We start from the raw sequence: 26,586 nt of genomic DNA on the forward strand, positions 1-26,586 counted from the left end.
TCAGTAGCGCAGCAGCGCGCGGGCGTCCCAGCCCCGCGCGGCGAGTCGCGCCGTGCCACCGAGATCGGGCAGGTCGATCAGGAAGCGGAAGCCGGCGACTACGCCGCCCGCCAGGGCAATCAATTCACCGCAGGCCAGCGCCGTACCGCCGGTGGCGATCAGGTCGTCGATCACCAGCACCCGGGCGCCCGGCTGCACCGCCCCGACCTGCATTTCCAGCCGGTCGCTGCCATATTCCAGCGCGTAATCGATGCCATGGTTCGGGCCGGGAAGCTTTCCCGGTTTGCGCACCGGCAGCAGGCCGCAACCGAGCCGTTGCGCCACGGCGCCGCCAAGCAGGAATCCTCGCGCTTCAATGGCGGCGACCAGATCGATGCTGTGCGGTGCGATGTCTTCGGCCAGCGCTTCGATCGCCCGCGCGAAGCCGTGCGCGTCAGCCAGCAGCGGCATCACGTCCCGGAACTGTATGCCGGGCGACGGGAAGTCCGGAATGGTCCGGATCAGCGCCTGCAGGTGGCGTGCGTCGGCGGTGTTCATCGGATCGGGTCCTTTGCCGGTGGCAGATCGAGGCGGGCGCGGCGTTCGTCGCGCGGCAACGCGGCAAGCTCTCGCAGGGTTGCCCAGACGGCAGGCAGGTCGGGAGACGCGTCGATCAGCCGCGTGAAGGCAGGCCTGGCCGCGCTGTACAGGCCGATCGACGCCAGGGTGGCGTTGTTGATGTCCTGCGCGAACCAGCGGTCGTAGCCACGAAAGCCACCCCAGTCACGGTCGCGTATGCGGACGTATTCATCGCCGAGTGCGCTGATCAGGCGTGCCTTTTCCTGCCGTTTTTCAGCCTCGCTCGACGACGACCGGTAGGCCTCGTCCAGTGCATCACGGTACTTCAGCACCAGCGCGGCGAAATCGGCGCGGATGCGCTGGTTGCGTTCGAACCCCGCGCGCAGGGCGTCCTTGCCCGGCCGCATCAGCCAGCGCCGCACGCCTTCTTCTTCCACTGCGCTGGCAAAGGATTCGTTGAATTCGGTGTCGTCGCGCACATAGACGATCTGGTGCGACAACTCGTGCACGATCAGCCGCACCAGTTCGATTTCCGGGTAGTGCATGAAGGTGTTCAGCAGCGGATCGTCGAACCAGCCGAGTGTCGAGTAGGCCGGCACGCCGCCGACATGCACATCGAGTCCTTCAGCGCGGCGTGCTTCGGCGTAGGCCCGCGCGTCGGCTTCGCTGAAGAAGCCGCGGTAGCTGACGCAGCCCGCGATGGGGAAGCAGGACTGGGCCGGCTGCACCGACAGTGGATCGGCGGAAAACACGTTCCACACGACGTAGGGCCGGCCCAGATCGGCGTAACGACGGTAGCTGCCGTTGTCCGGCAGTGCCATTTCGCGGCTGGCCCAGTCGCGGATCTCGACCGCCAGCGCCAGCCTTTCGCGCAAGGTGTGCGGCGTCGCAGGGTCGGCACCGACCTGTCCGACCGGTCTGGCCAGTCGCCACAGTTCGAACTGTCCGCTGGCCGCCTGCCAGTAGTAATGCGGCGAAAAGCTGCCGTTGCAGCCGACGATCAGCGGCGTCAGGCACAACAGGAACAGGCGCCGCAATGTTGACTCAGCCCGCGTCACGGTCACCGGCGAACGGGTCTGCGTAGGCGGGCACCGGCACCGGTGTGGTGTCGGCCGGGCTCACGTCGAGATTGACGGGGATCCAGCCGCGTACGCTGTTGATGAACCATATCTGTTGCGCCCGGGGAAGATCATCGCGCGTCAGTACCTGTTCGCGCAGCACGCCGCTGTCCACCAGATCGCGCCTCAAGGTGCCATCGAGCAGGCCGCTGGATACGGGGGGCGTCAGTTGTTCGCCGTCGATGTCGAGCACCAGGTTGCCGCGTGTGAACTCGGTCAGCTCGCCGGCGTCGTTCCACAGCAGCACATCGAAAGCGGAGCCGGCACAGTGCGAGAAGTGGGCGTCATAGACCGAGCGACGGGTCGTCTTGTGATACAGGAAAGGTTCGGCGCGCGACACCGGTTCGACCGCCAGGCGCACGCTGCAGACACGCGTGTCGGCGCTGCCGGCGACCGTGCTGTCGAGCCGCACCGTGCCATCGGCGCCGTACAGCAGACGCACGCGGAAGCGGCCTGTCGGGTGGCGCAGCGCGTGGGCTTCGAGTGCTGCGCGGGCCGCATCCGGGGCGTCGAAGCCGAAGAAGCGCGCCGACGAGGCAAGCCGCGACAGGTGTCGTTCCAGCAACGCGTACTGGCCATCTTCAAGCAGCAGGGTTTCGAGCAGCTCGAAATCCCGCGCGGCCCGGGACAGGAAGCGGCTCTTGGTGCGCACCTCCTCGTACTCGTCGGCTGCCACCGAATCCCATGTGATGCCGCCGCCCAGACCGCAGCGCATCTGTCCGCTGGCCACGTCCAGCGTGACGGTGCGGATCGCGACGTTGAACCGGGCTGCGCCGCCCGGCGCGATATGGCCGATCGCGCCGCAATAGACTTCGCGCGGCGTGGTTTCCAGATCCGAAATGATGTCCATCGCCTTGAGCTTGGGCGCGCCGGTGATCGAACCGCACGGAAACAGCGCGGCGAACACATCCTCGATCGTCACTTCAGGGCGCGTGCGTGCGGTGATGGTGGACGTCATCTGCAGTACGGTCGGATAGTTCTCGATCGAGAACAGGTGCGGCACCTGCACGCCGCCTGGCATCGACAGCCGCGACAAGTCGTTGCGCAGCAGGTCCACGATCATCAGGTTTTCGGCGCGGTTCTTTTCCGAGTCACGCAGCCAGCGCGCTAGTTCAGCATCCTCGCGCGGCAACTGGCCGCGGCGTGCCGTGCCTTTCATCGGCCGTGTCGTGAGCACGCCGTCCTGCCAGGAAAAGAACAGTTCGGGCGAGGCGGACAGGATGCGATGGCTGCCGATGTCGGCGTAGGCGCAGAAATCGGCCTGCTGGGCGACCCGCAGGCGCTCGTAGAAAGCCCGCGCATCGCCTTCGAACGACGCCAGCGCGCGGATGGTGTAGTTCATCTGGTAGGCGTCACCGCGCCGGATCGCGGCATGGATGGCCTCGATGCACTGTTCGTAGCGTTCGCGCGGGGTGTCCAGCGTCCACCCGGACACCGAAAAGGCGGCTGGCGCATGGGGCGGGGCGTCGAGCGGCGCCTCGTGCAGGCCGAACCACACCAGCGGCAAGGCATTGCCCGGCAGAACGCGGGCGGCGCGGTCGAATGCCGGGGCGGCCTCGTACGCCACGAAACCCGTCGCATGCAGACCGTCGCGCGCAGCCCGCGCCACGCGCTGCAGTGCCGGCCTGACGGCAGCGGGCGTTTCGGCTCGCACGATTTCCACCGGCTGGCCGAACACCAGACGCCGGGGCAGCCGGCTGGGCGACGCGAAATCCAGTATGAAAGTCATGGGCAGGCGGCTGTGCTCGGGCGGTTCAAGGTCGGACGTGTCAGATGATGTGGGGTGCGATGTACAGCGCGACCACCCGCTTGCCGATCAAGGTGACCGAACCCTGCCGGCGCCGTGTGCCGTCATCGCTGTATTCGAAGCCATAGGTGCGCTGGATGCGCATCTGTCCGTAGTCGTCGCGTGCCAGCCAGGCCTTGCGGATGGCAACGGTGTCGTCGAGCAGCTGCACGCCGTCGGCATGACAGGCTGCCCGGCTCGCTTCCATGCCGATTTCGCGGGCGCTGAGGCTGTCCAGCCACAACCATATCAGGCCTCCGATAAGCAGCAATGCACTGAGTTCAAATACAGGCATGGTTGCTCAGGCCCGCAGTGCGGGCTGGCGCGCGACGTAGCGCGCGAGTTTGTGGTCGGCCTGCTGCGACAGCCGGGCGGCCAGCTGTTCGGGTGTCAGTCCCGGGTAAAGCCGGCTCAGAACCAGCAACATGCACAACAGCACGTCGGCCGCTTCAGCAATGGCGGCTTCCGGTTCCAGCGTCTTGTGCGGCTTGAAACCGCGCTCGACCAGCACGGCCTCGGCCAGTTCGCCGCATTCTTCGGTAAGTTTGCACAGCAGCATCAGCGGATCCATGCGTTCATGGGCCGCGAAAACCTGCAGGGCGCTGAGAAAGGAATCGGCTGGAATGGACATGGTGAAACCGGATGCAGGATCAGCGCCGATTCTAGCCTGTGCCGCCATACCCGCCACACCTGCCTGATCGCTCACGCCCGGGACCGTATGGCAGCAGGCGCGCGCGCGGCTGAACTTGAAACATTGTGCAAACACACATCCGGAGTCCGCTCCATTACGGAAACATTTCACGCAATGGCGCCGTAACACTGCGCGGGTACTGTTAATGCTTGAGGACTTGGGCTATCTTCGCAATCGACCTAAGTGTCACAAATTCGCAACAAATTTTTCGGGGACAACATGTCACACCACGCAGGTCGAGCACTCGTTCTTTCCATTCTGGCGACGGCAATGCTGACGGCGTGCGGCGGAGAGAGCGGTGACAAGAAGGTCGCGACACAGGTCGCAGCGAAGGTCAACGGCGGCGAAGTGTCGGTGCATCAGATCAATCAGGTCATGCAGCGCACCAATGTGAGCAGTCCCGAACAGGCGAAGGCTGCGAGCCGTCAGGTGCTGGAACGACTGATCGACCAGGAACTGCTTGTCCAGCAGGCGATCGACAAGAAGCTCGACCGCGACCCGAAAACCCTGCAGGCGATCGAAGCGGCCAAGCGCGAGGTGCTTTCCCGTGCCTACCTCGAACAGGTTTCCGCGGTGGCGCCCAAGCCGACCGAGGCCGAAATCAGCGCGTACTATGCCGAACACCCAGAGCTGTTCTCCGAACGGCGCATCTTCAGCCTGCGCGAACTTGCGATCCAGGCTGGCGCGGAATTCATGCCGAAGCTGCAGGGGTACATGGCGGAACCGCGCAACATGCAGCAGGTTGCCGAGTGGCTGCGGTCGGAGAATGTGCGCTTCACGGCCAACGCAGTGACCAAGCCGGCGGAGCAGCTGCCGCTGGAAATGGTCAAGAACATTCACAAGCTCAACGATGGCCAGGTCGGCATCGTTCGCTCCGGCAACACGATACTGCTGCTTGAAGTGGCGGCGTCGCGCAGCGTGCCGGTCGACGAGAAGGCCGCTCAGCCGGTGATCGAACAGTTCCTGTTCAATCAGCGCAAGACCGAACTGGCGAAGGCCGAGGTCAAGAAGCTGCGTGACACGGGCAAGATCGAGTACCTCGGTGAATTCAGCGCGCCAGTCGATGAGCCGGCGGCACCTGCTGCGCCGGTATCGGCGGCGGAAACGCCTCCGGCAGCGTCGCCTGATGCGGGTACTGCGGTGGACAAGGGCTTGTCGGGTCTCAAGTAAGGGCTCCGGCGGCACTTTCCGGCCCTCTTCCAGAGGGCTTCAATCACCTTCATCACCTGGATGGTTCCACCATGACGAAGTTTTTGCGCCTGCTGTGTGCATTCTGGTTCAGCGTACTCCTGCTGCCGATGGCCCATGCGGTCGATGCCCGTGAATATGCGCTGGGTTCCGGCGACGTGGTCCGCGTGACCGTATTCCAGAATCCCGATCTCACCGTTGAAACGCGGGTGACCGAAAACGGCAGCATTACCTATCCGCTGATCGGGGCGGTCAATGTCGGTGGCCTCACGCTGCCGGCGACCGAAAAACTGATCGCCGACAAGCTGCGTGAAGGCGGCTTCGTGCTGAAGCCACAGGTCAATGTGCTGGTACTGCAGATCCGCGGCAACCAGGTTTCGGTGCTCGGGCAGGTGAATCGCCCGGGGCGTTACCCGATCGAGATTGCCGGCACTACGGTGACCGACATCCTGGCCATTGCCGGGGGGGCGTCGGTCAATGGTGCTGACGTGGTGACGCTGGTCGGCACGCGCAACGGCGAGCCGTTCCGCATGGAAGTCGACGTGCCTTCGCTGTTCCAGCCGGACGGCATGAAATCGGACATCGCAGTGCAGGGCGGCGACATGGTTTACGTCCATCGCGCCCCGGTGTTCTACATTTATGGCGAGGTCAATCGCCCGGGGGCCTATCGCCTGGAGCGCGGCATGTCGGTCATGCAGGCGCTCGCCCAGGGTGGCGGCATCACATTGCGCGGCACCGACAAGCGGATCCGGCTGCATCGCCGCAACGCGTCGGGTCAGGTTGATACGATGGAACCCGAAATGGCGTTGCCACTGCAAAGTGATGATGTCGTGTATGTGCGCGAAAGCCTTTTCTGATCGGATGAATTCATGACTTTCCAGCAGTTTCTTCTGATTCTTCGCGCACGCTGGCTGGTCGGGCTCGCCGTGCTTTTCGTGGTTGTTGCAACGACCGTGGCGGTGAGCCTCGTTCTGCCCAAGCAATACGAATCGGCTGCGTCGGTGCTGATCGATGTCAAGTCGCCGGATCCGATTCTTGGCGTCACGCTGCCGGGCCTGGTGTCGCCGGGTTACATGGCGACGCAGATCGACATCGTGACGTCGGATCGCGTTGCACAGCGCGTCGTGCGGATGCTTGGTTTCGAAAAGAGTGCGCAGGCGGTCGAGCAGTGGCGCGAGGCGACCGACGGCAGGGGCTCGATCGATGCCTACTTCGCCGAGTTGCTGAAAAAGAAACTCGATGTGCGCCCGTCGCGTGAGTCCAACGTGCTGGCAATCGCGTTTTCCGGCCAGGATCCGGCGTTTTCCGCCGCTGTGGCCAATGCCTTTGCCCAGGCCTACATCGACACCAATCTCGAACTGAAGATCGAGCCGGCCAAGCAATACGCTGCGTGGTTCTCGACTCAGTCAAAGTCGCTGCGCGAAGCGCTTGAACAGGCGCAGACCAAGTTGTCCGAATTCCAGCAGGAAACCGGCATCGTGAACACGGACGAGCGCCTCGACATCGAAAGTGCCCGTCTGGCCGAGCTGTCGAGCCAGTACACCGCGATCCAGGCGCAGCGCAGCGACAGCGCGTCGCGTCAGGCACAGGTCAGCCAGTCGCAGATCGAAACGCTGCCGGAAGTGCAGCAGAATTCGCTCATCATCGGACTCAAGTCCGAGCTTGCACGCGGCGAGGCGCGCATGACCGACGCCAGCCAGCGCTTCGGGCGCAATCATCCGGAGTACCAGCGCGCGCAGGGCGAAGTGGATTCGCTGCGCGCCAAGCTCGAAGCGGAAATGAAGAAGGTCGCCAGCACGCTGGGCACCAGCAACCGGGTCAATGTGCAGCGGGAAGCCGAGGTCAAGGCATCGCTGGCGGCGCAGAAAGACAAGGTTCTGGAACTGAAGAAGCAGCGTGACGATCTGGCGGTGCTCCAGCGCGAGGTCGAAAGTGCGCAGCGTGCCTACGACGCGGTCGCTCAGCGCTTCACGCAGACCACCCTGGAAAGTCAGACCACGCAGACCAATATCGTTGTGCTGACGCCGGCCACGCCGCCGCTGGAACATTCCAGTCCGAACCTGCTGCTGAATACGCTGGTTGCCGTGTTCCTCGGCGTGTTGCTGGCCGTGGGTACCGTGTTGCTGCTTGAACTGCTCGACCAGCGCATCCGCGGTGACGATGACCTGCAGCAGCTTCTCGGGGTGCCCGTACTGGGTCTGATTTCGACCGCCAAATTCGGCAAGGGCGCCAAGCGTGCCCGCGCAGCCGCAGCCTGAAGGACACTCTGGAATGAATGCATCCACTTCGCTCGACACCGGCTCCGGCCGGGCCATCGGCGCCATCCTGATCGACGCCGGCCGGCTCAGCCCGGACGGTGCCGAACGCATCCTGCGCGCGCAGCGCGACGGTGGCCTGCGTTTTGGCGACGCGGCGATCTCGCTCGGTCTGCTGAAGGAATCGGACATCCAGTTCGCGCTGTCGCGCCAGTTCGACTATCCCTTCCTGCAACCTGGCGAAAGCAGTGTCAGCGACGAGGTTGTCGCGGCTTATCGTCCCTTCACGCACCAGGTGGAAGAATTGCGCGCGCTGCGCAGCCAGCTGATGTTGCGCTGGTTCGATGCCGAAGCCGAACGCAAGACGCTGGCCATCGTCAGCCCGGAACGTGGCGAAGGGCGCAGCTTCATCGCTGCCAATCTGGCGGTGGTTTTTTCGCAGCTCGGCGAGCGCACGCTGCTGATCGATGCCGACATGCGCAATCCGCGCCAGCACACGATGTTTTCCGTCAGCAACCGGCTCGGACTGTCGGAAACGCTGGCCGGACGCGGTGGCCCGGAAGCCGTGCAACGCGTCCCGGCGCTGCTTGACCTGTGCGTCATGCCGGCGGGCGCAGTGCCGCCGAATCCGCAGGAATTGCTGTCGCGGCCGATGTTCAGTCAGCTGCTTGCCCAGCTGGCGAAGGATTTCGACGTGATCCTGATCGATACGCCGGCGGGCGCCGAATACGCCGACGCACAGACCATCGCCGTGCGCGCCAGTGGCGCGCTGATGGTGGCGCGCAAGAACGTGAGCCGTGCATCGCGCCTGCATCGCCTGGCCGACGAACTGGTCACCGCGAGCGCCACCGTGGTCGGCTCGGTGATGAACGAGCCCTGATGTTCCCGGTCCAAGGGGTTTCCCGCTCGTGAATCTTCCGTCCATGTCTTCCCAGTCTTCGATGCGGCTCGGCCTGCATGCACTGTCCGCCGGTTGGGCGCCGTTCTGGATCGTCATCGCCGGCATGGCGGCGATGTACGGGCCGAGCTTCCACGACCTGTTCAACGGTATCTGGGCCACCGACGAAAACGCGCACGGCCCGATCGTGCTCGCGGTTTCGCTGTGGCTGCTGTACACCAAGTGGAACGAAATCGCCGACAGCATCGAGTACTCCCCGGCGCCTGCGCTGGGCTGGCCGGTACTGGTGTTTGCGCTGCTGCTGTACGCGCTCGGGCGCTCGCAGGACATCCTGATCTTCGAAATCGGCTCGCTGATTCCGCTGCTGGCCGGCCTGCTGCTGGTGTTCTTCGGCAAGTCGACGCTGCTCAGGCTGTGGTTTCCGCTGTTTTTCATGCTGTTCATGATTCCGTTGCCCGGTGTGCTGGTCGACACCATCACCCAGCCGATGAAGATGGGCGTGTCGTGGGCGGCCGAACATCTGCTGTACGCCCTGGGTTACCCGATCGCACGCACTGGCGTCATCCTCGTTATCGGCCAGTACCAGCTGCTGGTGGCGGACGCCTGCGCCGGCCTGCATTCGCTGTTCACGCTCGAAGCGCTCGGCCTGCTCTATCTCAATCTGGTGAAGCACGATTCGCTGAGCCGCAACATCACGCTGGCCATCCTGATCGTGCCGATCTCGTTCTGCGCCAACGTCATCCGGGTCATCGTGCTGACGCTGATCACTTACCACTTCGGCGACGAGGCGGGCCAGGGCTTCCTGCATGGCTTTGCCGGCATGGTGCTGTTCATCAGCGCGCTCATCCTCATCATCGGCGTTGATTCGATGCTGCGCTTCGGCGTGCGGGTGGCCGAACCACGCCCCAGCTGAACCCGGCGGGCGGCGTTCATGAGCAGTGCAGACACCGACCTCGGATTCATGAACGAAGCGCTCGGGCTCGCGCGCGAGGCCGGGGCGCTGGGTGAGGTACCCGTGGGTGCAGTCGTCGTATGCGACGGTGAAATCGTCGGTCGCGGCTACAACCGGCCCATCATGGCGCACGACCCGACGGCGCATGCCGAAGTGATGGCATTGCGCGCAGCCGGTCAGGCCCTCGGCAATTACCGCATGCCGGGCTGTACGCTGTACGTGACGCTCGAACCCTGTGCCATGTGCAGCGGCGCGATCCAGCATGCGCGCATCGCGCGCGTGGTGTTCGGGGCGCGCGATCCCAAGACCGGTGCCTGCGGCAGCGTGACTGACCTGTTTGCCGAAGCGCGTCTGAATCACCACGCGACGGTCGAATCCGGGCTGCTCGAAGCGGAATGCGGCCGTGTGCTGAGCGATTTCTTCGCCGCCCGCCGGCGTCGCACCGATACCGCCTGATGCGCCTGGCGCTCGACATTCCCACCCAGTGGATGCAGCTGTACGACGATCGTGATGTGCTGATCCGTCGCTACCGTGTATCCACCGCGCGCAACGGCAGCGGTGAGCAGCGCGGCAGCTACTGCACGCCGCGCGGACGCCATGTGATTCGGGCGCGCATCGGCGCCGGCATGCCGGCCAACACGGTGTTCGTGCGCCGCCGCCCGACCGGCGAATGCTGGTCGCCCGAGCTCGCGGCCAGTCACCCCGGCCGGGACTGGATACTGACCCGCATCCTCTGGCTGTCCGGTTGCGAGCCGGGCTTCAACCGCCTGGGCGAGGTCGACACGATGCGCCGCTTCATCTACCTGCACGGCAGTCCGGACACGGCCGAGATGGGGGTACCCGGGTCGATAGGTTGCGTGCGCATGCGCAACCGCGACATCATCGAACTGTTCGATCTGGTGCCGGCCGGCACGCCGGTGGATATCCGCGATTGAGCGCGCTGACTGTCGTTGTCGGGGACTGGGCATCGCTCGAACCGGCGCTGAGGACGGTGCGCGAGGCGGTATTCATCGTCGAACAGGGCATTCCGGCCGAGCTGGAGTGGGATGCCGACGACGCAATCAGCCGGCATGCACTGGCGTGCATCGAGGGCGCGCCGGTGGCCTGCGGACGCCTGCTGCCGGACGGACACATAGGGCGCATGGCGGTACGGGCGGCCTGGCGCGGGCAGGGAATCGGCCGCGCCATTCTCGATGCGCTGATCGACTCGGCGCAACAGGGCGGCCTGCCCTTGCTGCAGTTGCACGCCCAGATACACGCCACCGGTTTCTACGAAAAGGCCGGATTCGCCGCCGAGGGGCCGACGTTCGACGAAGTCGGCATCGAGCATCAGCGGATGGTGCGCACCCTCGCCAGCTGAGGCAGCGTTTCGTTCTCCAGGGGCTTGACGATGAAATCCGCGACCCGCGGATAACCCATCGCGCGTTCGCGTTCGTGGTCGAGCGGTGATGAGCTGAGCATGCAGATGCGCGCGTCGCCCTTGTGCTCCTCGGGCAGCAGATGAAAGCGGTCGAGAAATTCGAAGCCGTCCATGCGTGGCATGTTGATGTCGAGCAGCACGAGATCGACATCGTGGCATGGGTTGTCGGCAAACCACGCGAGCGCCTTCTCCGCCCATTCGAATACCTTCAGGCGCAACGCCAGCCCGGAACGTTCCAGCAGCAGGCCGTGGAAGAAATTGTCGGCTTCGCTGTCGTCGATCAGCATGATGGTGCGCAGCAAGGGCGTGGTCATGCGGCGACCATCCGTGGCGGTGCGGTCGGCAGGCAGGCCGACAGTGGCAACGCGAGCACGAAACAGCTGCCGCGGCCTTCTTCCGACTCCACGTAAAGCCGCGCACCGTGCATGTCCGCAATGCGCCGGCACAACGCAAGGCCAAGACCGGTGCCTTCATATTCCGAGCGCGAGTGGAGACGCTGGAACACGCCGAAAATCTTCTCGTGAAAGCCGTCCGCGATGCCGATGCCGTTGTCGATCACCTGGATGCGCAGCTCGTGTTCATCCGATTCGGCCCGGATGCGGATGACCGGCGCCTCGTCGGACCGCTTGAACTTCAGCGCATTGCTGACCAGATTCTGCAGCAGCAGGCCGAGCAGGGTGCGGTCGCCCCGCACCGCCGGCAGCGGGGCCACGTGCAGCGTGGCGCCGGCCTTTTCGATCGCGTCGGACAGTATCTGCCGGGTGTCTTCGAGGCTTTCATTCAGGTCCACGCGGTCAAGCCGCGCTTCGCTGTTGTCGATGCGCACGAAGGAAAGCAGGTCATTGACCAGCGTGCGCAGGCGCTCTCCGCCGCGCAGGATGAAATCGATGTAGCGGTCGATGCGCTCGCTGTCCGCCTCATGCCGGTCGCGCGCCAGCAGCTTGGCGAAGTTGAGGATGGAGTTGATCGGCTCGCGCAGGTCGTGCGAGGCGACATGCACGAACTGCTGCAGCCCCATGTTGCTGCGCTCCAGTTCGTCCAGCGTCCGGCGCAGGTGTTCTTCGGCTTCGAGCCGGGCCGTGATGTCTTCACCCATGCCGAGCAGACCAATGCCGATGCCGCGTTCATCGACCAGGCGCGTGGTGTGCCATGCCACCGTGCGGAATCGTCCGTCCGATGTCATCACCCGACCGTGGAAACGACGCGAACTGTCACTTCCGGCGCCGATCAGGCCGGTGAAGAATGCTCGGGCTTCTGCGCGTTCCTGCGCCGGGAAGCACAGGTCGAACCAGTCCTCGCCGCGCAGCGACCCGCTTGGACGGCACAAAACCTCATCCGTGCGGCGGTTGGCGCGTTCGATCCGGCCTGTCACATCGGTGACCACCATCATGTTGCCGGCGACATCAAAATACAGTTCCGCCTGGTCGCGCGCCTGCTGCAGTTCGCGCGTGCGCAGTGCAACCAGCGCCAGCATTTCCTCGTTGAAGCGCTGCAGCTGCTGCTCGAACAGCGACTGGCGTGCGGTGGCTTCCTGCAGCGCAATCACCTTGTCGCGCAACCTGATCTGCGCGACCACCTGACGCGCCAGTGCAGCCAGCGCCTCGCGCTGGGCGTCATCGAGTTGGCGCGGCACGACGTCCAGCACGCACAGTGCGCCGATGCGCTCGCCCGTGCCGATGTCGAGCGGCGCGCCGGCGTAGAAGCGCAAACCCATGGGGCCGGTCACCAGCGGATTATCGTGAAAACGCGCGTCGTGCTGTGCGTCGCCCACCGTCATCACGTCGGGTTGCAGGATGGTGTGGGCGCAGAAGGCGATGTCGCGGGGCGTTTCCGGCACATCGACCCCGATGCGCGACTTGAACCATTGCCGGTCCTGGTCCACCAGGCTGATCGCAGCCATCGGCGTACCGCAAATCATCGATGCCAGACGTGTCAGGTCGTCGAACGACACCTCGGCAGGCGTGTCGAGCAGCGTCGTACCGTGCAGTGCGGCAAGTCGTTGCGTTTCTCCGGAAGGCAGCGGTGCGGCGATCATTGGACGGGGGGTGTAAGCGGGGACGCGGCCGCGACAATCTGCTTTTTCGACATATTAGAGACGAAACTTGATCGCATACGTGCAAAAAAGGGGTTCGTCGGCCTTCAATGCTGAAGACTGAATCGCGATGCGCCCTGGTATCGGCCTGCGCGGCCGTAGCGACGCTCTTCGACACACAGGTAGCTGTCGGTCAGCTGCAGCAAGGTGCCTGATCGGGTGCCGTACTCCTCGCCGCTGATGAAAACCGGCGACAGCCGGCGTTCCGACTCGATACCGACGCCGGTGTCAGGCAGGTCGGCGTCGTCCGCTGGCGTGTCGTCGGCGAGCACCGCGAAGGCCGGGCCGGTGAGCGTGTCGAAGGCCGGTGCCTCGTCAGCCTCCGGCTTGCCCAGCATTCGCGCAACGCCGTCGAGCGCCCGTAACAGCTTGGGCCACGGCGTGCCCGGCAGGTGGTTGGATACGGCGTGCAGGCCCGGTTCGAGCGTGTGCACGTCGACCTTGCCGTCGCCCGGGTGACCGATCCATATCAGCGAGCTGCCGTCGCACAGCAGCAGATTGAAGCCGTTGTAGTCGCCACCGTTGCGACGCAGCGTGTCCGCGTAATCCGGCCCGCTTGCGTGGCCGGTCAGGAAACCGGATACCAGCAGGCCGCGCGAGCGGGCGTCCGGGCGCTGCGCGGACGGATCGCGGAAATTGGTCAGCGCAGCAAAGCGGCCTTCGCGGGTGACGCCCATCCAGGTGCCGCCGGATTGCAGGTCGCGCCCGGCCAGCACGGTCGGCGCGTCCGGCCAGAAAGCCAGCGGTGCGGTCGGGCGGCGATGAAATTCGTCGCGATTGGCGATGACCAGCAGCGGCATGTCGGGCCGCACCCGCCAGCCGAGGGCGATCAGGCACATGACGGAGCTGTCCGGTCACTCATCCGGGCGCGCGGAAACGTTCCATGTGGCGCCGGCTGCCTTCGGCCAGCAGTTCGTACAGACCATGGCGGAACGCGTGACTGCCCAGCTCGATCTCGAATTCGTACTGGTCGCTGACGCCTTCGTAGCTTTCCATCCAGGTCGACGGGTCGTCGAGCCGGCGCCGCACCCGGCCGGCGATGCCGGTCGCCGCGTGCAGCGAGGCCTGCATGGTGGCCAGCGCCGCCAGCAGCTCGGCTTCGCGCCCGGCATCGATGCGGTAATAGACGAAGTAGTCGATCCGCACGGCCATCACTCACCCAGCGAGTAGGGCAGCGGCAGCAGCGTCAGCGCGGCGCCATCCGGGCCGGCCAGTTTCACAGGGCCGGCTGTCGTGCTCGACATCTGGATCACGGTCAGCAATTCACAGCCGCCATCCGGATGGACGACCGCATCGACCACTTCGCCGCAGGCCTGATCGTTCGTGTCGGCGCCATACACCGGTGTTCCGGCCGGCGGGGGCGGGCAGTCGGCCTGCGCGCGGTACATGCGCCGCTTGAGTTTGCCCAGATACTGGGTGCGGGCGACGATTTCCTGTCCCGGATAGCAGCCCTTCTTGAAATTGACGCCGCCGGTCAGTTCGAGATTGACCATCTGCGGCACGAAGGACTCCTGCGTTTCAGGCCATATGCTGACCAGTCCGTCGCGGATGTCGAAGCGCCGCCAGACCGGGGTGCCGGCGGGCGTTGCGTGCGCCGACAGTGCGTTCCACAGCGGCACCAGGCGTTCCGCCGGCAGCACGATTTCAAATCGTTCTTCGGCCAGCTTCAGCACCGTCACGCCGTCGGTGCTTGTAGTGGCCATCACCGCCGCTGGCACGGTCAGCCCGGCTGAATCCAGCGCAGCGACGGCGTTGCCGCCCGCCAGCCCCAGCGCCGGGCGCGCCGCACTGCTGTCGGAAAGCGTCACTTTCGAGCGCAGCACATACATCGACAGCTTCTTGCGCATCGGTTCGGCCAGCGCTGTCGGCAACTGCACGACCACGGCGCTGCCCTCGCGCCAGATCGTGAACGCGGCCAGCAGACGTCCCTTCGCACTGCAGAAGCCGGCGAGCCGCGCGGTGTCGGCCGGCAGGCCCTTGACGTCCTGCGTCAGCAGGTTGTGCAGGAAAGCCGAGGCGTCCTCGCCGTCGGCATGCAGGCGTGACAGGTGACTCAGCGGCACGAGCACGGTCGCGTCATGCGCTGCGCGCATTTCGGCGGCGGCATCCTGCATGGCCGGAAACTGGCCATCGTTGGCCACTGTGCCGGCCGGGAGAAGATCGGTGAAGGTCATGGTAGGCGGAAACGGAAGTCAGGCGGTTGATGCAGACGGTCGGCGACCACGTGGGAGAGGTTAACATATGCGACCCGGCGTGCTGCGCCGCCCGTCCCCCGCCTTTTCTGCATGATCCGTGTTCTCGTCCGTCTCATCCTGGCCGCGCTGTTCGCTGCGCTTGCTGCCGCCGCTGCGCTGGCCTGGTATGCCCAGCGTCCGCTGGTCTGGGAGGGCGAAGCGGTCGAATTCACGTTGCGCCCCGGAACGGCCCTGCGCCAGGCGACGCGTCAGATTGCCGCAGCCGGTGTGCCGGTCGAGCCGGCACTGATGGGGCTGATCGGGCGGGTTGCCGTTGACGGTACGAAACTGCAGGCCGGCAGCTATGCCTTCCGCAGCGGGCTGACGCCGGTCGAGCTGCTCGAAATGATGACGCGCGGCGACGTGACGCTGCGCGAAGTGCGGCTGATCGAAGGCTGGACCTGGCGCCAGGCCCGCGCGGCGCTGGCGGCGCATCCGGATCTGCTGCAGGAAGCCGCTGCGCTGGATGATGCGCAACTGCTTGCGCGCATCGGCAGCGATGCGACATTCGCCGAAGGCTGGTTTTTCCCCGACACCTATCTGTTCGCCACGGGCGACAGCGATATTGCGGTGCTCAGACGCGCGCATCACGCGATGCAGGCCCAGCTTGCGCAGGCGTGGGAAAAGCGCCCGGCCGATCTGCCGTATCGCACGCCGCAGGACGCGCTGATCATGGCGTCCATCATCGAAAAGGAAACCGGTACCGCCGCCGACCGGCCGAAGATCGCGTCGGTGTTCGTCAATCGCCTGCGTGTCGGCATGCCGCTGCAGACCGATCCGACCGTGATCTACGGTCTGGGCGAGCGTTTTGATGGCAATCTCACGCGTGCCCATCTGCGTGCCGATACGCCGTACAACACCTACACCCGGGGCGGCCTGCCGCCGACGCCGATCGCGCTGCCCGGTCGGGCAGCGATCGATGCCGCCCTCAATCCGGCGCCCAGCCCCTACTATTACTTCGTCGCACGCGGCGATGGCAGCAGCGAGTTCTCGCGCACGCTGGCCGAACACAACCGCGCCGTCGACCGCTATCAGCGCCGTCCGGCGAAGGGTGAACGCAAATGAATGCAGATAACGAATGACCGCAGACACGATGAACGCAGGCAAGGCTGCCATACGGATGCAGACGTACCGTTTCATCACTTTCGAAGGCATGGATGGCGCCGGCAAGAGCACCCAGATCGCCCACGCGGCTGACTGGTTGCGCGCGCGCGGCGACACCGTGCTGCTGACACGCGAGCCGGGCGGCACACCGCTGGGCGAATCGCTGCGCGCATTGCTGCTGCACGAAGCCATGCATGCCGATACCGAGGCACTGCTGATGTTCGCCGCCCGTCGCGAACACCTGGCACAGGTAATCGAACCGGCGCTGGCGCGTGGCGAGTGGGTGTTGTGCGACCGTTACACCGACGCCAGCTTCGCCTATCAGGGCGGCGGTCGCGGCATCGATGCGGCCCGTCTCGGCGTGCTGGAGCAGTGGGTGCAGCGCGGTCTGCAGCCGGGCCTGACGCTGCTGTTCGATCTGCCGTGCGAAGTGGCGGCGCAACGCCTGGCCGCGAGTGGCGGCGACCCGGATCGGTTCGAGCGCGAACAGGCCGACTTCTTCAACCGCGTACGGGCTGCCTATCTCGAACGGGCTGCCGCCAACACGGCGCGCATGCGGGTCATCGATGCCTCAATGTCCCCGGGTATTGTCTCGAATCAACTCGAAGAAATAATTTCAAGCTATTGTAATTGAATGATTCATGATTGGTTGAAGCCGCAGTGGAATCAGTTGCTCGCCGGGGCGGACCGCATGCCGCACGCGCTGCTGCTGGCCGGTCCGTCCGGTGTCGGCAAGCGCGAATTCGCTGAAGCGCTTGCGGCGCGCATGCTGTGCGAACGCGCCCGCGGCACTGAAGCCGCCTGCGGTGCGTGCGCGTCCTGTGTGCTGATCACGACCGACAATCATCCCGACCTGCTGACGGTACGCCCGGAAGCGCTCGACGACGAAGCGGGCGAGGGCGACGACGCAGAGGACGGCGAAGGCGGCAAGGCGAAGTCGAAACTGATCCGCATCGCGCAGGTACGCGCCGTCATCGAACGGCTCGGTGTGGGATCGCACCAGGGCGGCTACCGCGTGGTGCTGCTGTATCCGGCCGAAGCCATGCTGTCCGAATCCGCCAATTCACTTCTCAAAGTACTTGAAGAACCGCCGGTAAATACATTGTTTTTATTGATTTCTGACCGGCCGAGAAATCTGTTGCCGACGATACGCAGCCGCACCCGGCTGCTCCCCTTCCACCTGCCGTCGATCGAACAGTCGACGGCCTGGCTCAAGGCCCAGGGTGTCGCGCAGGCGGCCGATGCGCTGGCGCTGTGCGCGGGAGCGCCGCTGCATGCACGCGATCTTGCGGCATCGAAAGACGCTCAGATTCAGAGCCAGTTTGTCGATGATGTATCGAGGCACGCAATTGATGCACCGCTGGAAGTCGCCGCGCGCTGGGCCGGCTGGCTGCAGGGCCGCAAGAAGGGCGAGCCCGGGCTGACCGACCTGCCGACGCTGGTGACCTGGCTGCAGCGCTGGATGGCGGATCTGGTCATGCAGTCGACGGCCGGCGCACCGCGCGTTTTCGTGGCGCGGCAGGCGGCGTTGCAAGCGCTTGCACAACGCAGCGATGTCGCGACCGTGCTGCGTGGGTACAATGAATTGCTGAAGGTACGGGCGCTGGCGCATCACCCGCTGAACGCCCGCCTTTTCGTGGAAGACATGCTGCTGCGTTACGCCAGGCTGTTCCGGGCGCCACGCTGAGCGAATCACTTGATGTACTTGATGTCAGCCGACCCCAGGACAACAGGAATGAGCGAACCGCAGGTCACGTCGGGCAACCGCCGCAGCGTACTGTCACTCGCCGTCAGCTCGAAATCGGTGCTGTACGCCGCCTACATGCCCTTCCTGAAGGGCGGCGGGATATTCCTGCCGACCAACCGCGTCTACAAGCTCGGCGACGAGGTGTTCCTGCTGCTCCAGTTGATGGACGATCCGGCCAAGTTGCCGATCCAGGGCACCGTCGCGTGGGTGACGCCGCCGGACGCGCAGGGCGGCAAGCAGCAAGGCATCGGCCTGCGCTTCGGTGAAGACGACAGCAGCAAGGCGGCCCGCGCCAAGATCGAATCCGTCATCGGCACCCATCTGGCGTCCAGCCGGCAGACCCATACGCTTTGACCGGGCCGCCCGGGCGTGATCCGGGCGACCCCAACGAATACGTTCTTTCCGGTTCTTCAATGTTCATCGATTCACACTGCCACATCGATTTTCCCGACCTGGCCGTCCGCGAGGACGAACTGATTGCCAACATGCGGGCGCAGCAGGTGAGTCACGCGCTGTGCGTGTCGGTCAATATCGAACAGTGGCCGCGCGTCACGGCCATGGCCGACCGGCACGACAATGTGTTCGCCTCGCTGGGCGTGCATCCGGACTATGAAGACGTGACCGAACCGGATGTCGCGCAACTGGTGAAGCTGTCCGACCATCGGCGCGTGGTGGCGATCGGCGAAACCGGGCTGGATTACTTCCGCCTGACCGGCGACCTCGAATGGCAGCGTGCCCGCTTCCGCACCCACATCCGTGCTGCACGCGAATGCGGCAAGCCGCTCATCATCCACACCCGGTCGGCGGCCGAAGACACGCTGGCCATCATGCGCGAGGAAAAGGCGCATGAGGTCGGCGGCGTCATGCACTGTTTCACCGAATCGCTGGACGTGGCCGAAGCGGCGATCGACATGGGTTTCTGCATATCCTTTTCCGGCATCATCACGTTCAAGAATGCGCAGTCGCTGCGCGATGTGGCCAGGGCCATTCCGGCGCGCGCCATGCTGATCGAGACCGATTCGCCCTACCTCGCGCCGGTGCCTTACCGCGGCAAGATGAACGAGCCCGCCTTCGTGCCGCATGTGGCCGCAGAACTGGCGCGCGTGCGCGACATGTCGCTCGACGACGTCGCCCGCGTCACCAGCGACAACTTCTTCCGCGTGTTCAGCAACGCCGCGCGGCTGGCCGGTCGCCTCGGAGTGGCAGCATGAAGACACTGCGCCTTCTGGTGCTGAGCACCTGCCTTGCGGCGACCAGCGGCGTGCTGGGCGCGGCCTACGACGACCTGATCAATGCCGCGAATCTGGGCGACGCGCGCACCGTGGCGGCCTTCGTCGATCGCGGGCTGGACGTGAATTCGGTCGATCCGCGCGGCGAAACGCTGTTGATCATCGCGTCGCGTGCCGGTCACCTCGATCTGGTCAAGGCCTTGCTCGACCGCCGCGCCAGACTTGAAGCCGTCAATGCGGTCGGCGAAACCGCACTTGCGGTGGCGGCGTACAACGGCCATGCCGAAGTGGTCGACCTGCTGCTGGCGAAGGGCGCCGACCCGGTCAATACGCAGGGCTGGTCGGCGCTGCATTACGCCGCCATGCAGGGGCATAGCGCGCCGCTGAAGGCGCTGATCGCGCGCGGTGCGCCGGTCGATGCGCTGGCACCGAATGGCGCGACCGCGTTGATGCTGGCCGCGCGCAGCAACAACATCGACACCGTGCGCGTACTGCTCGCGGCGCGTGCCGATGCCCGGGTGCGCGGGCGCGACGGCGAAACGGCGATTGACTGGGCGCTGAAGGTCGGCAATACCGACGCAGCGGCGCTGATCCGCAAGTCGATGGGGCCGTGATGGACGACGAACGCCAGTTGCCGTCGCATTCGCCGCTCGGGCGCAGCACCGACTACCCGGACCGCTACGACGCGGGGCTGCTGTTCCCGATGCAGCGCATCGCATCGCGCCAGTCGCTCGGTCTGCTGCAGGGCCATCCGCTGCCGTTTTCCGGCATCGATCGCTGGCACGCGTGGGAAATATCCTGGCTGGACCCGCACGGTAAACCGCAGGTGGCGATCGGCCGCTTCGACATTCCGGCCGACAGCCTGTGCATGGTCGAATCCAAATCGCTGAAGCTCTACCTGAACAGCTACAACAACGAACGCATGGTGTCGCGCGAAGCGGTGCGGGCGCTGATCGAAACCGATCTGTCGGCCGCCTGTCAGTCGGGTGTGATGGTCGAGCTGTATGCGCTCGACGCCTTGCCGGCGCTGGTCGGGGAGCAGGGCGTCGCACTGCCGGGCGACTCGATCGATGCACCCGATTTGAGTTTCGACTGCTACCAGCCGGACGCCTCACTGCTGTCGGCGGGCGGTGATCCGGTCGAGGAGTGCCTGCGCTCCGACCTGCTGAAAACCAACTGCCCGGTCACGCTGCAGCCGGACTGGGCGACCCTGATGGTGCGTTATCGCGGCCCGCGCATCGATCGCGAAGGTCTGCTGCGTTATGTTGTGTCCTTCCGCAACCACGCCGATTTCCACGAACACTGCGTCGAGCGGATCTATATGGATCTGCTGCAGCGCTGCCGGCCCGAGCGTCTGACGGTCAACGCCTTCTACACGCGGCGTGGCGGGCTGGACATCAATCCCTGGCGCAGCAATTTCGAACAGCCGGACGCGCGCTTCGTCAAACTTGCCCGTCAGTGAGCCGGTCGCGCAGCGCGCTGACCGCGGCGCGAAACTCGGGCGCGCCGCCGTAACTGGGGTGACGTGCCGGCAGCGCGTCGATGCCCATGTCGGCCAGGCTGGCCTGGCAGATGCGGCCGATCGCCAGTCGCGGCACGCCCGGAAAAAGCGCGAGGAACTGTTCCAGCAACGGCCGCAGCGCGCGCCGCTCGGTCACGCTGGGGGCGCGATTGGTCAGCGGCTGGTCCGGCAGGTGAGGGTGATAGGCGACGGCATTCCACAGCACGAAGTCGCGTGCCGGCCAGTTCTGGTCGCGCATCGCGCCCCACACGATGCTGGCGGTGCGTTCCAGCATGCCGTCGCGGTTCTTGAGCTGCGGCAGCTCGCGGCTGGTGCGCCGGAAACCCCCGTCGAAATAGTCATCAAAACAGTCGTCGCCGTGTCCGGCGGCACCGCGCGCCAGTACGTCGCGTTCGCTGGTCATCGCCATGCCGGAGAATTTGGCGCCGCTGTAACTGGGTGCCTCGGCGATCAGCAGCACGCGGGCGCGGCCCAGCCGGGCGGCCAGGTAGCGATGCAGATGGTCGGCGCGGATCTGCGGGGCGTCCGGCGAGCAGTCGTGTACCGGGTCATGGTCGCCCCACGGGTTGAACATCGTGCCCGGGTCGGGAATGAGCGCGCCGGCGACGACTGCGGTCACGAAATTGTCGAGATCGTTTGCGGACATCGAAGGTCTCACTGGCCGGACACGAAAGGCGCGCATTGTGCATGACAAGAACCCGCACGGAAAATCGAAAGCAGAAAGCACCCGATGAAAGCTGACCTGATGTTTGCCGCGCGCATGGCGCTGCGCGATTTCCGAGCCGGCGAGCTGCGCATCCTGCTGGTGGCGCTGCTGCTCGCGGTGGCCGCACTGACTTCGGTGTCCTTTTTCACCGATCGCGTGTCGCGTTCGGTGGTCAGCGAGGCCAACCAGCTGCTCGGCGGCGATCTGCTGGTCGCTTCGCGCGACCCGGTGCCGGACGCCTATGCCGACGAGGCGCGCGCGCGCGGTCTGCGCGCCGTCAATACGTGGAGCTTCACCAGCATGGCGTCGAGCGCCGATGGCGCCCAGCTGGTCGGCGTCAAGGTGGTGTCCGACGGTTACCCGCTGCGCGGCAAGCTGCGCACGGCGCCGGAACTCAATGCGCCGGATGCGGAAACCCGTTCGCTGCCCGCACCAGGCACCGTGTGGCTGGACGAACGTGCAACCAGCGCGCTGGGCGTGCGCACCGGCGACACCCTCATGCTGGGCCAGCTCACGCTGAAGGTGGCGGCGGTGCTCACGTTCGAGTCCGACCGCGGCGCCAGTTTCTTCGCCATCGTGCCGCGACTCATGCTCAACGCGGCCGACCTGCCGGCGAGCGGGCTGATCCAGCCGGGCAGCCGCATCAGTTACCGGCTGCATCTGGCGGGTGAAGATGCCGTCGTGCGCAGCTATGCGTCATGGCTCAAGCCGAAGCTGACGGCGGGCGAAAAGATCGAGACGGTCGATGAAGCCCAGCCCGAAGTGCGCGGAGCGCTCGACCGGGCGCAGAAATTCCTGCGTCTGGCCGCCATGCTGGCCGTGGTGTTCGCCGCGGTGGCGGTCGGCCTGTCGGCGCGCCGATACATGCAGCGGCATCTGGATGGCTGTGCCGTGATGCGCTGCCTGGGCGCCACGCAGGCGCGGCTGACGCGGCTGTTCCTGATCGAATTCGCGCTGGTCGGCATCGTGGCCTGTGCCGCCGGGTGCGCGGTTGGTTACGTGACCCAGTTCGGCGTCGAAGCGCTGCTGGCCGGGCTGTTCGTCGCGAAGCTGCCGCAGCCGGGACCGCTGCCGCTGGTGTACGGCTTCGCCGTCGGCATGACGCTGATGCTGGGCTTCGTCTGGCCGCAGCTGCTGCGCCTGCGCCGGGTGTCGACGCTGCGCGTGCTGCGTCGCGAATGGGACGAAACCGACCGCATTTCGTGGGGCGCTTACGGCTTCGGTCTGGCCTGCCTGTCGGCGTTGATCGTGCTGATGGCGGGTGATGTGACGCTCGGTCTGGTGGTGGTCGGCGGGTTCGTCATCGCGTGCGGGGTCTATGCCGCCGTGGCCTGGCTCGCGCTGGCCGCCGTGGCGCGGCTGCGCGGCGGCACGGCCGGCGGCTGGCGCTACGGCCTGGCCAGCCTGACCCGGCGCCGCGCTGCGTCGGTCATGCAGATCGCCGCCCTCGGACTGGGTCTGACGGCAGTGCTGCTGCTGGTGATCGTGCGCGGCGACCTGCTCGATGCGTGGCACAACCGCCTGCCCGCAGACGCGCCGAACCGCTTCATCCTGAACATCCAGCCTGACCAGCTGGGTGCCGTACGCGAGGAATTTGCACGCGCCGGCCTGACACCGCCGGAACTGCTGCCGATGGCGCGCGCCCGGCTGGCCGCCATCAACGGCAAGCCGGCGTCGCCCGACAACTACGACTCGATTCGCGCCCAGCGGCTGGTCGAGCGCGAATTCAACCTGTCCTGGTCTGACACCTTCCAGGTCGGCAACCGCATCGTCGATGGCGCATGGAGGGCCGATCAGCCGGGTTTTTCGGTCGAAGCGGGGCTGGCGAAGGAACTGGGGCTGCGCGTCGGCGACCGGCTGACGTTCGAGATCGCCGGTCAGCGCGTCGAATCGACGATACACAGCCTGCGCGAGCTGGCCTGGGACTCGATGAACGTGAATTTCTTCGTCGTTGCCTCGCCCGGCGTGCTCGAGGACTTTCCGGCCAGCTACATCACGTCCTTCCACCTGCCGGCGGCCTCGGCCGCCTTCACGAACGAGCTCGTGGCGCGTTTCCCGAATCTGACCGCGATCGACGTGGATGCCGTGGTGCGCCAGTTCCGCGCGCTGATGGACCAGCTGTCGGCGGCGGTCAGCGTGGTGTTCGGCTTTGCGCTGCTGGCGGGCGTGGTCGTGCTGTTCGCGGCCATCGAAGCGACGCATGACGAGCGCCGCTTCGAACTGGCGGTGCTGCGCACGCTGGGCGCGCGCAACCGTCAGCTCCGGGCGTCACTGCTGACCGAATTCGCGCTGCTCGGTGCGCTCGCCGGCATGCTGGCTGCCGCAGGCGCCGTCGTGATGACGATGGTGCTGGCGCGCGAAGCCTTCCAGCTGCACTACGTGCCGTCCATCGTCCAGCCGCTGGGCGGCATGCTGTTCAGTACGCTGGCCGTGGTCGGCGCCGGCATGCTGGGCCTGCGTGCGGCGCTGCGCGCACCGGCGCTGGCCAGCCTGCGCGCCGCCTGATGCGCGTCAGATGTGCATCACACGATGTGCGAGGTGTACAGCGCTGCCCGTCAGACGACCTGCGGCCAGTGCAGGTCGCCGCACAGCACGCGCAATTCGTCGTCCCAGTCGCGGTAGGCGACCGACACGGTGACGCACAGCACGCCGGACGAAATCGACAGATAGGGACGGGTGACCTGCACCTTGCCCAGATTGTCGACCGCGCGCCGGAAGTAGGGTCGACGCGACCAGCGGGCATGGCGGTTGATCGATAGCGCGCGGTACTGGCTTTCTTCGGGGCCGGCTGAATTGGCCGGACGCACATTGCGGCCGACCTGACGGCCCTGGTCGTCGAGCAGGAAGCAGCAGTCGGCGCGTTCCAGTTGCAGGAAGGCCTGGCAGGCCTCGTCCATCGGCATGCCTTCTTCGAGCAGCACGGCGCAGCCGCCCATCGCGTGGATGTAGGGACCGATCAATTCGCGGTAACGCTGCGCACCGTTGCCGCGCGTGGTGTTGAAGCGTTCCCACAACGCATTGATCACCGGGCTGACTTCGCGCGTATCGACCGGCGCGGCGGCCGGCATTGCGAAATAGAAGCCCTGTACGAAATCGATGTCCGAATCGAACGCGGCCAGGGCCTGTGCTTCGGTCTCGACGCCTTCGAGCAGAACCAGCGAGCCGGCTTCGTGGATCAGGCTGACGATCTGCGGCAGCAGGCGACGGGCCGCCGGATCGTCCACCGACTTGATCGCGAAGGATCGGTCGAGCTTGACGATTTCCGGCTGCAGCGACCAGATGCGGTCGAAATTCGAATGGCCGGCACCAAAGTCGTCGAGCGCAATCATGCAACCCATTTCGCGCAGGTATTCGACCGTGCGGGCAAAGCCGGCGTGTTCCGATACGGCTTGCTCCATGACTTCGACGACGATGCGGCGTGCGTCGATGTCCGGGTGTTCGCACAACTCGGGCAGGAAATCGGACAGATCGCTGTCCGGGCCGCGCCTGAACACTTCCGGATGGATGTTCAGGAACAGCCAGCCGCCGTGCGTATCGTGGACCGAATGGTTATTCACATGCAGATAACGGCACAGCTGGTCGAGATAGCGCAGATCTTCGTAGCCCGAGGTGCTCGCGAGGACCCGTCCCGGTGCAACCGGGTTGAGGTCGGCGTCGGCCGCGCGCAGCAGGCCTTCGTGGCCGATGGCGCGACAGTGCGACAGGCTGAAGATGGGCTGGAAGTGACTGGTCAGCTTCAAACCCTTGTATCGCGCCGACACGCCACTGGCGCTGTGGACGATGTCGGCACCGCAGGGCGTTTCGGCCTCCGTTACCACTGCTAACATTGCTTGGGGCATGAAGGACGCTCGAATGGAGAAGTTAAGTTGTGCTAACGGCAGGGCACCGTGCACTCTTGAATGCGTGTCCCCGTGATGGCACAGGCGCCCGCTGCTATCCTGCGCGTCGTTCATCCTTCGCAGTTGCCGCCCGCTTCCGTGTTCGAACTCCCCCGTCGTTCGCATTCCACATGCTGCCCGGACTGCCGTGCGGTGCATCCATGAATCCGGCCGTGCAACAGATCCTGCTGGCGGCTCCGCTGTTTGCGCTGGTATTCGTCGGCTACGCCATCATGAAATGGGGTGGCTGGAACAAGGCCGGCGCCGATGCGCTGGCGAAATTCGTGTTCACGATTGCACTGCCGGCGATGCTGTTTCGCCTGATGAGCGGCTTTGCCGGCCTGCCGCCCGTCGATGCGCGCCTGCTGATCGCCTTTTTCGGTGCCTGCCTGATCGTGTTCGTGATCGGACGCCTCGTGTCGGCGCGGCTGTTCGCCCTCGATGGCGTGTCGCAATCGCTGTTTGCGCTGGGTGGCGTGTTCTCCAACAATGTGCTGCTCGGTCTGCCGCTGACGCATACGCTGCTCGGCGAGTCGGCGATGCCGTCGGCGGCGCTGGTGGTGGTATTCAACGCCCTGATCCTGTGGACCCTGGTGACCGTATCGGTGGAGTGGGCGCGCCACGGTGCGCTGACCCTGGCCGGATTCGGCAAGACCGTGCGCGGCGTGCTGACCAACCCGCTGGTGGCCGCCATTCTCGCCGGCACGGTGTTCGGTCTGAGCGGACTGACGCTGCCCGGGCTGATCGATCAGCCGCTGAAAATGCTGGCCGACGCGGCGCTGCCGCTGTCGCTGATTGCGCTCGGCATGGGGCTGGCCGAATTCGGTGTGCGTTCGCACTGGCGGCAGAGCGCATCGATCAGCGTGCTCAAGCTGGGCCTGCATCCGCTGATCGTCTGGGGGCTGGCCGTGGCGCTGGGGCTGCCCGAAACCGAAACGCGCACCGTCGTGCTGCTTGCGTCACTGTCGGTCGGCGCCAACGTCTATCTGATGTCACGCCAGTTCCAGGTCATGCAGGGTCCGGTGGCCGGCAGCCTGCTCTTGTCGACCGCACTGGCCGCGGTGACGACGCCACTGATGCTCGCGCTGGTCAGCCGTTAGTCTTCGCGCAATTTCCTTCCGGCCGTCGTCGGAGTCTTGTCCTGCGACAGCGGGATTTTTTGTCGCGTGTCCGGGTCTGTGTCCTCAGCAGCCACTGATGACCGAACC

Annotated in this window: 29 protein-coding genes; 17 read left to right on the forward strand and 12 right to left on the reverse strand. The window is 65.6% G+C overall.

The window, feature by feature from the left end; genetic code table 11:
- The 5 genes from Q8Q80_RS15350 to Q8Q80_RS15370 are packed head-to-tail and all read right to left on the reverse strand — an operon-like array spanning nt 1 to nt 4,093.
- Nucleotides 1-537 carry an adenine phosphoribosyltransferase gene (locus tag Q8Q80_RS15350; RefSeq protein WP_305633752.1) on the reverse strand — a complete coding sequence of 179 codons (537 nt, stop codon included), beginning with the start codon at nt 535-537 and terminating at the stop codon, nt 1-3.
- On the reverse strand, nt 534-1,595 hold the full coding sequence (locus tag Q8Q80_RS15355; RefSeq protein WP_305633753.1) for an aminopeptidase: 1,062 nt from the start codon (nt 1,593-1,595) through the stop codon (nt 534-536). The genes Q8Q80_RS15350 and Q8Q80_RS15355 overlap by 4 nt, the downstream gene beginning before the upstream one ends.
- A gap of 7 nt (nt 1,596-1,602) precedes the next feature.
- Complete coding sequence (pabB, locus tag Q8Q80_RS15360; RefSeq protein ID WP_305633754.1) at nt 1,603-3,405, reverse strand: aminodeoxychorismate synthase component I; 1,803 nt, start codon at nt 3,403-3,405, stop codon at nt 1,603-1,605.
- 40 nt (nt 3,406-3,445) lie between these two features.
- A complete protein-coding gene (locus tag Q8Q80_RS15365; RefSeq protein WP_305633756.1) occupies nt 3,446-3,757 on the reverse strand; it encodes a DUF3301 domain-containing protein in 312 nt (103 codons plus the stop codon).
- A 6-nt stretch (nt 3,758-3,763) separates the two neighbouring features.
- Entirely contained in the window at nt 3,764-4,093 is a 330-nt protein-coding gene (locus Q8Q80_RS15370; protein WP_305633757.1) for a hypothetical protein, read from the reverse strand.
- A 279-nt stretch (nt 4,094-4,372) separates the two neighbouring features.
- Here Q8Q80_RS15370 and Q8Q80_RS15375 point away from each other — a divergent pair, with 279 nt between their 5' ends.
- The 8 genes from Q8Q80_RS15375 to Q8Q80_RS15410 all read left to right on the forward strand — a co-directional run bounded on the left by Q8Q80_RS15375 (nt 4,373) and on the right by Q8Q80_RS15410 (nt 10,806).
- Nucleotides 4,373-5,323, forward strand: a complete 951-nt coding sequence (locus Q8Q80_RS15375) for an EpsD family peptidyl-prolyl cis-trans isomerase (RefSeq protein WP_305633758.1) — start codon at nt 4,373-4,375, stop codon at nt 5,321-5,323.
- A gap of 71 nt (nt 5,324-5,394) precedes the next feature.
- Nucleotides 5,395-6,198: a polysaccharide export protein EpsE gene (epsE, locus tag Q8Q80_RS15380; RefSeq protein WP_305633759.1), complete on the forward strand. Its 804-nt coding sequence runs from the start codon at nt 5,395-5,397 to the stop codon at nt 6,196-6,198.
- Nucleotides 6,199-6,210: 12 nt separating this feature from the next.
- On the forward strand, nt 6,211-7,599 hold the full coding sequence (epsF, locus tag Q8Q80_RS15385) for a chain length determinant protein EpsF (protein ID WP_305633760.1): 1,389 nt from the start codon (nt 6,211-6,213) through the stop codon (nt 7,597-7,599).
- A gap of 13 nt (nt 7,600-7,612) precedes the next feature.
- Complete coding sequence (gene epsG / locus Q8Q80_RS15390; RefSeq protein ID WP_305633761.1) at nt 7,613-8,476, forward strand: chain length determinant protein tyrosine kinase EpsG; 864 nt, start codon at nt 7,613-7,615, stop codon at nt 8,474-8,476.
- 61 nt (nt 8,477-8,537) lie between these two features.
- Entirely contained in the window at nt 8,538-9,407 is an 870-nt protein-coding gene (xrtB, locus tag Q8Q80_RS15395; RefSeq protein WP_305633800.1) for an exosortase B, read from the forward strand.
- Between the two features lie 18 nt (nt 9,408-9,425).
- Nucleotides 9,426-9,902: a tRNA adenosine(34) deaminase TadA gene (tadA, locus tag Q8Q80_RS15400; protein ID WP_305633762.1), complete on the forward strand. Its 477-nt coding sequence runs from the start codon at nt 9,426-9,428 to the stop codon at nt 9,900-9,902.
- The gene (locus tag Q8Q80_RS15405; protein ID WP_305633763.1) at nt 9,902-10,381 is read left to right on the forward strand and encodes a L,D-transpeptidase; all 480 of its coding nucleotides are present in this window, start codon (nt 9,902-9,904) and stop codon (nt 10,379-10,381) included. Before tadA ends, Q8Q80_RS15405 begins: the two co-directional genes overlap by 1 nt.
- On the forward strand, nt 10,378-10,806 hold the full coding sequence (locus tag Q8Q80_RS15410) for a GNAT family N-acetyltransferase (RefSeq protein ID WP_305633764.1): 429 nt from the start codon (nt 10,378-10,380) through the stop codon (nt 10,804-10,806). Before Q8Q80_RS15405 ends, Q8Q80_RS15410 begins: the two co-directional genes overlap by 4 nt.
- Here Q8Q80_RS15410 and Q8Q80_RS15415 read toward each other — a convergent pair.
- The 5 genes from Q8Q80_RS15415 to Q8Q80_RS15435 form a co-directional block, all read right to left on the reverse strand.
- Nucleotides 10,776-11,180, reverse strand: coding sequence for a two-component system response regulator (locus tag Q8Q80_RS15415; protein ID WP_305633765.1), 405 nt, complete (start codon nt 11,178-11,180; stop codon nt 10,776-10,778). The genes Q8Q80_RS15410 and Q8Q80_RS15415 overlap by 31 nt on opposite strands.
- Nucleotides 11,177-12,901 carry an ATP-binding protein gene (locus tag Q8Q80_RS15420; protein ID WP_305633766.1) on the reverse strand — a complete coding sequence of 575 codons (1,725 nt, stop codon included), beginning with the start codon at nt 12,899-12,901 and terminating at the stop codon, nt 11,177-11,179. Before Q8Q80_RS15420 ends, Q8Q80_RS15415 begins: the two co-directional genes overlap by 4 nt.
- 104 nt (nt 12,902-13,005) lie before the next feature.
- Nucleotides 13,006-13,797: an NRDE family protein gene (locus Q8Q80_RS15425; protein ID WP_305633767.1), complete on the reverse strand. Its 792-nt coding sequence runs from the start codon at nt 13,795-13,797 to the stop codon at nt 13,006-13,008.
- Between the two features lie 19 nt (nt 13,798-13,816).
- Nucleotides 13,817-14,110, reverse strand: coding sequence for a DUF4936 family protein (locus tag Q8Q80_RS15430; protein WP_305613039.1), 294 nt, complete (start codon nt 14,108-14,110; stop codon nt 13,817-13,819).
- A complete protein-coding gene (locus Q8Q80_RS15435) occupies nt 14,110-15,132 on the reverse strand; it encodes a folate-binding protein YgfZ (protein ID WP_305633768.1) in 1,023 nt (340 codons plus the stop codon). Before Q8Q80_RS15435 ends, Q8Q80_RS15430 begins: the two co-directional genes overlap by 1 nt.
- Nucleotides 15,133-15,243: 111 nt before the next feature.
- On the opposite strand from Q8Q80_RS15435, the gene mltG reads away from it, so the two are divergent.
- The 7 genes from mltG to queF are packed head-to-tail and all read left to right on the forward strand — an operon-like array spanning nt 15,244 to nt 20,734.
- Nucleotides 15,244-16,257, forward strand: coding sequence for an endolytic transglycosylase MltG (gene mltG / locus Q8Q80_RS15440; RefSeq protein ID WP_305633769.1), 1,014 nt, complete (start codon nt 15,244-15,246; stop codon nt 16,255-16,257).
- Between the two features lie 55 nt (nt 16,258-16,312).
- Nucleotides 16,313-16,930 (forward strand): dTMP kinase, encoded by a 618-nt coding sequence (gene tmk / locus Q8Q80_RS15445; RefSeq protein ID WP_305633801.1) that lies wholly within the window; start codon nt 16,313-16,315, stop codon nt 16,928-16,930.
- Nucleotides 16,931-17,983 carry a DNA polymerase III subunit delta' gene (gene holB / locus Q8Q80_RS15450; RefSeq protein ID WP_305633771.1) on the forward strand — a complete coding sequence of 351 codons (1,053 nt, stop codon included), beginning with the start codon at nt 16,931-16,933 and terminating at the stop codon, nt 17,981-17,983.
- Between the two features lie 48 nt (nt 17,984-18,031).
- On the forward strand, nt 18,032-18,397 hold the full coding sequence (locus Q8Q80_RS15455; protein WP_305633772.1) for a PilZ domain-containing protein: 366 nt from the start codon (nt 18,032-18,034) through the stop codon (nt 18,395-18,397).
- Nucleotides 18,398-18,456: 59 nt separating this feature from the next.
- The gene (locus tag Q8Q80_RS15460; RefSeq protein WP_305633773.1) at nt 18,457-19,254 is read left to right on the forward strand and encodes a TatD family hydrolase; all 798 of its coding nucleotides are present in this window, start codon (nt 18,457-18,459) and stop codon (nt 19,252-19,254) included.
- Entirely contained in the window at nt 19,251-19,886 is a 636-nt protein-coding gene (locus tag Q8Q80_RS15465; RefSeq protein ID WP_305633774.1) for an ankyrin repeat domain-containing protein, read from the forward strand. Before Q8Q80_RS15460 ends, Q8Q80_RS15465 begins: the two co-directional genes overlap by 4 nt.
- Nucleotides 19,886-20,734 carry an NADPH-dependent 7-cyano-7-deazaguanine reductase QueF gene (gene queF / locus Q8Q80_RS15470; RefSeq protein WP_305633775.1) on the forward strand — a complete coding sequence of 283 codons (849 nt, stop codon included), beginning with the start codon at nt 19,886-19,888 and terminating at the stop codon, nt 20,732-20,734. Before Q8Q80_RS15465 ends, queF begins: the two co-directional genes overlap by 1 nt.
- On the opposite strand, the gene Q8Q80_RS15475 is transcribed toward queF, so the two are convergent.
- A complete protein-coding gene (locus tag Q8Q80_RS15475; RefSeq protein ID WP_305633776.1) occupies nt 20,715-21,440 on the reverse strand; it encodes a uracil-DNA glycosylase in 726 nt (241 codons plus the stop codon). The two genes, queF and Q8Q80_RS15475, sit on opposite strands and share 20 nt — an antisense overlap.
- Before the next feature lie 84 nt (nt 21,441-21,524).
- Here Q8Q80_RS15475 and Q8Q80_RS15480 point away from each other — a divergent pair, with 84 nt between their 5' ends.
- Nucleotides 21,525-24,005, forward strand: a complete 2,481-nt coding sequence (locus Q8Q80_RS15480; RefSeq protein ID WP_305633777.1) for an ABC transporter permease — start codon at nt 21,525-21,527, stop codon at nt 24,003-24,005.
- A gap of 50 nt (nt 24,006-24,055) precedes the next feature.
- Here Q8Q80_RS15480 and Q8Q80_RS15485 read toward each other — a convergent pair whose 3' ends face one another.
- Nucleotides 24,056-25,327 carry an EAL domain-containing protein gene (locus tag Q8Q80_RS15485; protein ID WP_305633778.1) on the reverse strand — a complete coding sequence of 424 codons (1,272 nt, stop codon included), beginning with the start codon at nt 25,325-25,327 and terminating at the stop codon, nt 24,056-24,058.
- Nucleotides 25,328-25,539: 212 nt separating this feature from the next.
- Between Q8Q80_RS15485 and Q8Q80_RS15490 the strand changes: the two genes are divergently transcribed.
- A complete protein-coding gene (locus Q8Q80_RS15490; RefSeq protein WP_305633779.1) occupies nt 25,540-26,478 on the forward strand; it encodes an AEC family transporter in 939 nt (312 codons plus the stop codon).
- Nucleotides 26,479-26,586: the final 108 nt, after the last annotated feature.

The sequence above is a fragment of the Methyloversatilis sp. genome (assembly GCF_030698125.1).
Taxonomy (GTDB): Bacteria; Pseudomonadota; Gammaproteobacteria; order Burkholderiales; family Rhodocyclaceae; genus Methyloversatilis.

Coding starts and splice junctions, on each gene's coding strand:
- Q8Q80_RS15350 (WP_305633752.1), bottom strand. CDS start 537: ATGAACACCGCCGACGCACGCCACCTGCAGGCGCTGATCCGGACCATT.
- pabB (WP_305633754.1), bottom strand. CDS start 3,405: ATGACTTTCATACTGGATTTCGCGTCGCCCAGCCGGCTGCCCCGGCGT.
- Q8Q80_RS15365 (WP_305633756.1), bottom strand. CDS start 3,757: ATGCCTGTATTTGAACTCAGTGCATTGCTGCTTATCGGAGGCCTGATA.
- Q8Q80_RS15370 (WP_305633757.1), bottom strand. CDS start 4,093: ATGTCCATTCCAGCCGATTCCTTTCTCAGCGCCCTGCAGGTTTTCGCG.
- Q8Q80_RS15375 (WP_305633758.1), top strand. CDS start 4,373: ATGTCACACCACGCAGGTCGAGCACTCGTTCTTTCCATTCTGGCGACG.
- epsE (WP_305633759.1), top strand. CDS start 5,395: ATGACGAAGTTTTTGCGCCTGCTGTGTGCATTCTGGTTCAGCGTACTC.
- epsF (WP_305633760.1), top strand. CDS start 6,211: ATGACTTTCCAGCAGTTTCTTCTGATTCTTCGCGCACGCTGGCTGGTC.
- epsG (WP_305633761.1), top strand. CDS start 7,613: ATGAATGCATCCACTTCGCTCGACACCGGCTCCGGCCGGGCCATCGGC.
- xrtB (WP_305633800.1), top strand. CDS start 8,538: ATGCGGCTCGGCCTGCATGCACTGTCCGCCGGTTGGGCGCCGTTCTGG.
- tadA (WP_305633762.1), top strand. CDS start 9,426: ATGAGCAGTGCAGACACCGACCTCGGATTCATGAACGAAGCGCTCGGG.
- Q8Q80_RS15405 (WP_305633763.1), top strand. CDS start 9,902: ATGCGCCTGGCGCTCGACATTCCCACCCAGTGGATGCAGCTGTACGAC.
- Q8Q80_RS15415 (WP_305633765.1), bottom strand. CDS start 11,180: ATGACCACGCCCTTGCTGCGCACCATCATGCTGATCGACGACAGCGAA.
- Q8Q80_RS15420 (WP_305633766.1), bottom strand. CDS start 12,901: ATGATCGCCGCACCGCTGCCTTCCGGAGAAACGCAACGACTTGCCGCA.
- Q8Q80_RS15425 (WP_305633767.1), bottom strand. CDS start 13,797: ATGTGCCTGATCGCCCTCGGCTGGCGGGTGCGGCCCGACATGCCGCTG.
- Q8Q80_RS15430 (WP_305613039.1), bottom strand. CDS start 14,110: ATGGCCGTGCGGATCGACTACTTCGTCTATTACCGCATCGATGCCGGG.
- Q8Q80_RS15435 (WP_305633768.1), bottom strand. CDS start 15,132: ATGACCTTCACCGATCTTCTCCCGGCCGGCACAGTGGCCAACGATGGC.
- mltG (WP_305633769.1), top strand. CDS start 15,244: ATGATCCGTGTTCTCGTCCGTCTCATCCTGGCCGCGCTGTTCGCTGCG.
- tmk (WP_305633801.1), top strand. CDS start 16,313: ATGCAGACGTACCGTTTCATCACTTTCGAAGGCATGGATGGCGCCGGC.
- holB (WP_305633771.1), top strand. CDS start 16,931: ATGATTCATGATTGGTTGAAGCCGCAGTGGAATCAGTTGCTCGCCGGG.
- Q8Q80_RS15455 (WP_305633772.1), top strand. CDS start 18,032: ATGAGCGAACCGCAGGTCACGTCGGGCAACCGCCGCAGCGTACTGTCA.
- Q8Q80_RS15460 (WP_305633773.1), top strand. CDS start 18,457: ATGTTCATCGATTCACACTGCCACATCGATTTTCCCGACCTGGCCGTC.
- Q8Q80_RS15465 (WP_305633774.1), top strand. CDS start 19,251: ATGAAGACACTGCGCCTTCTGGTGCTGAGCACCTGCCTTGCGGCGACC.
- queF (WP_305633775.1), top strand. CDS start 19,886: ATGGACGACGAACGCCAGTTGCCGTCGCATTCGCCGCTCGGGCGCAGC.
- Q8Q80_RS15475 (WP_305633776.1), bottom strand. CDS start 21,440: ATGTCCGCAAACGATCTCGACAATTTCGTGACCGCAGTCGTCGCCGGC.
- Q8Q80_RS15480 (WP_305633777.1), top strand. CDS start 21,525: ATGAAAGCTGACCTGATGTTTGCCGCGCGCATGGCGCTGCGCGATTTC.
- Q8Q80_RS15485 (WP_305633778.1), bottom strand. CDS start 25,327: ATGTTAGCAGTGGTAACGGAGGCCGAAACGCCCTGCGGTGCCGACATC.
- Q8Q80_RS15490 (WP_305633779.1), top strand. CDS start 25,540: ATGAATCCGGCCGTGCAACAGATCCTGCTGGCGGCTCCGCTGTTTGCG.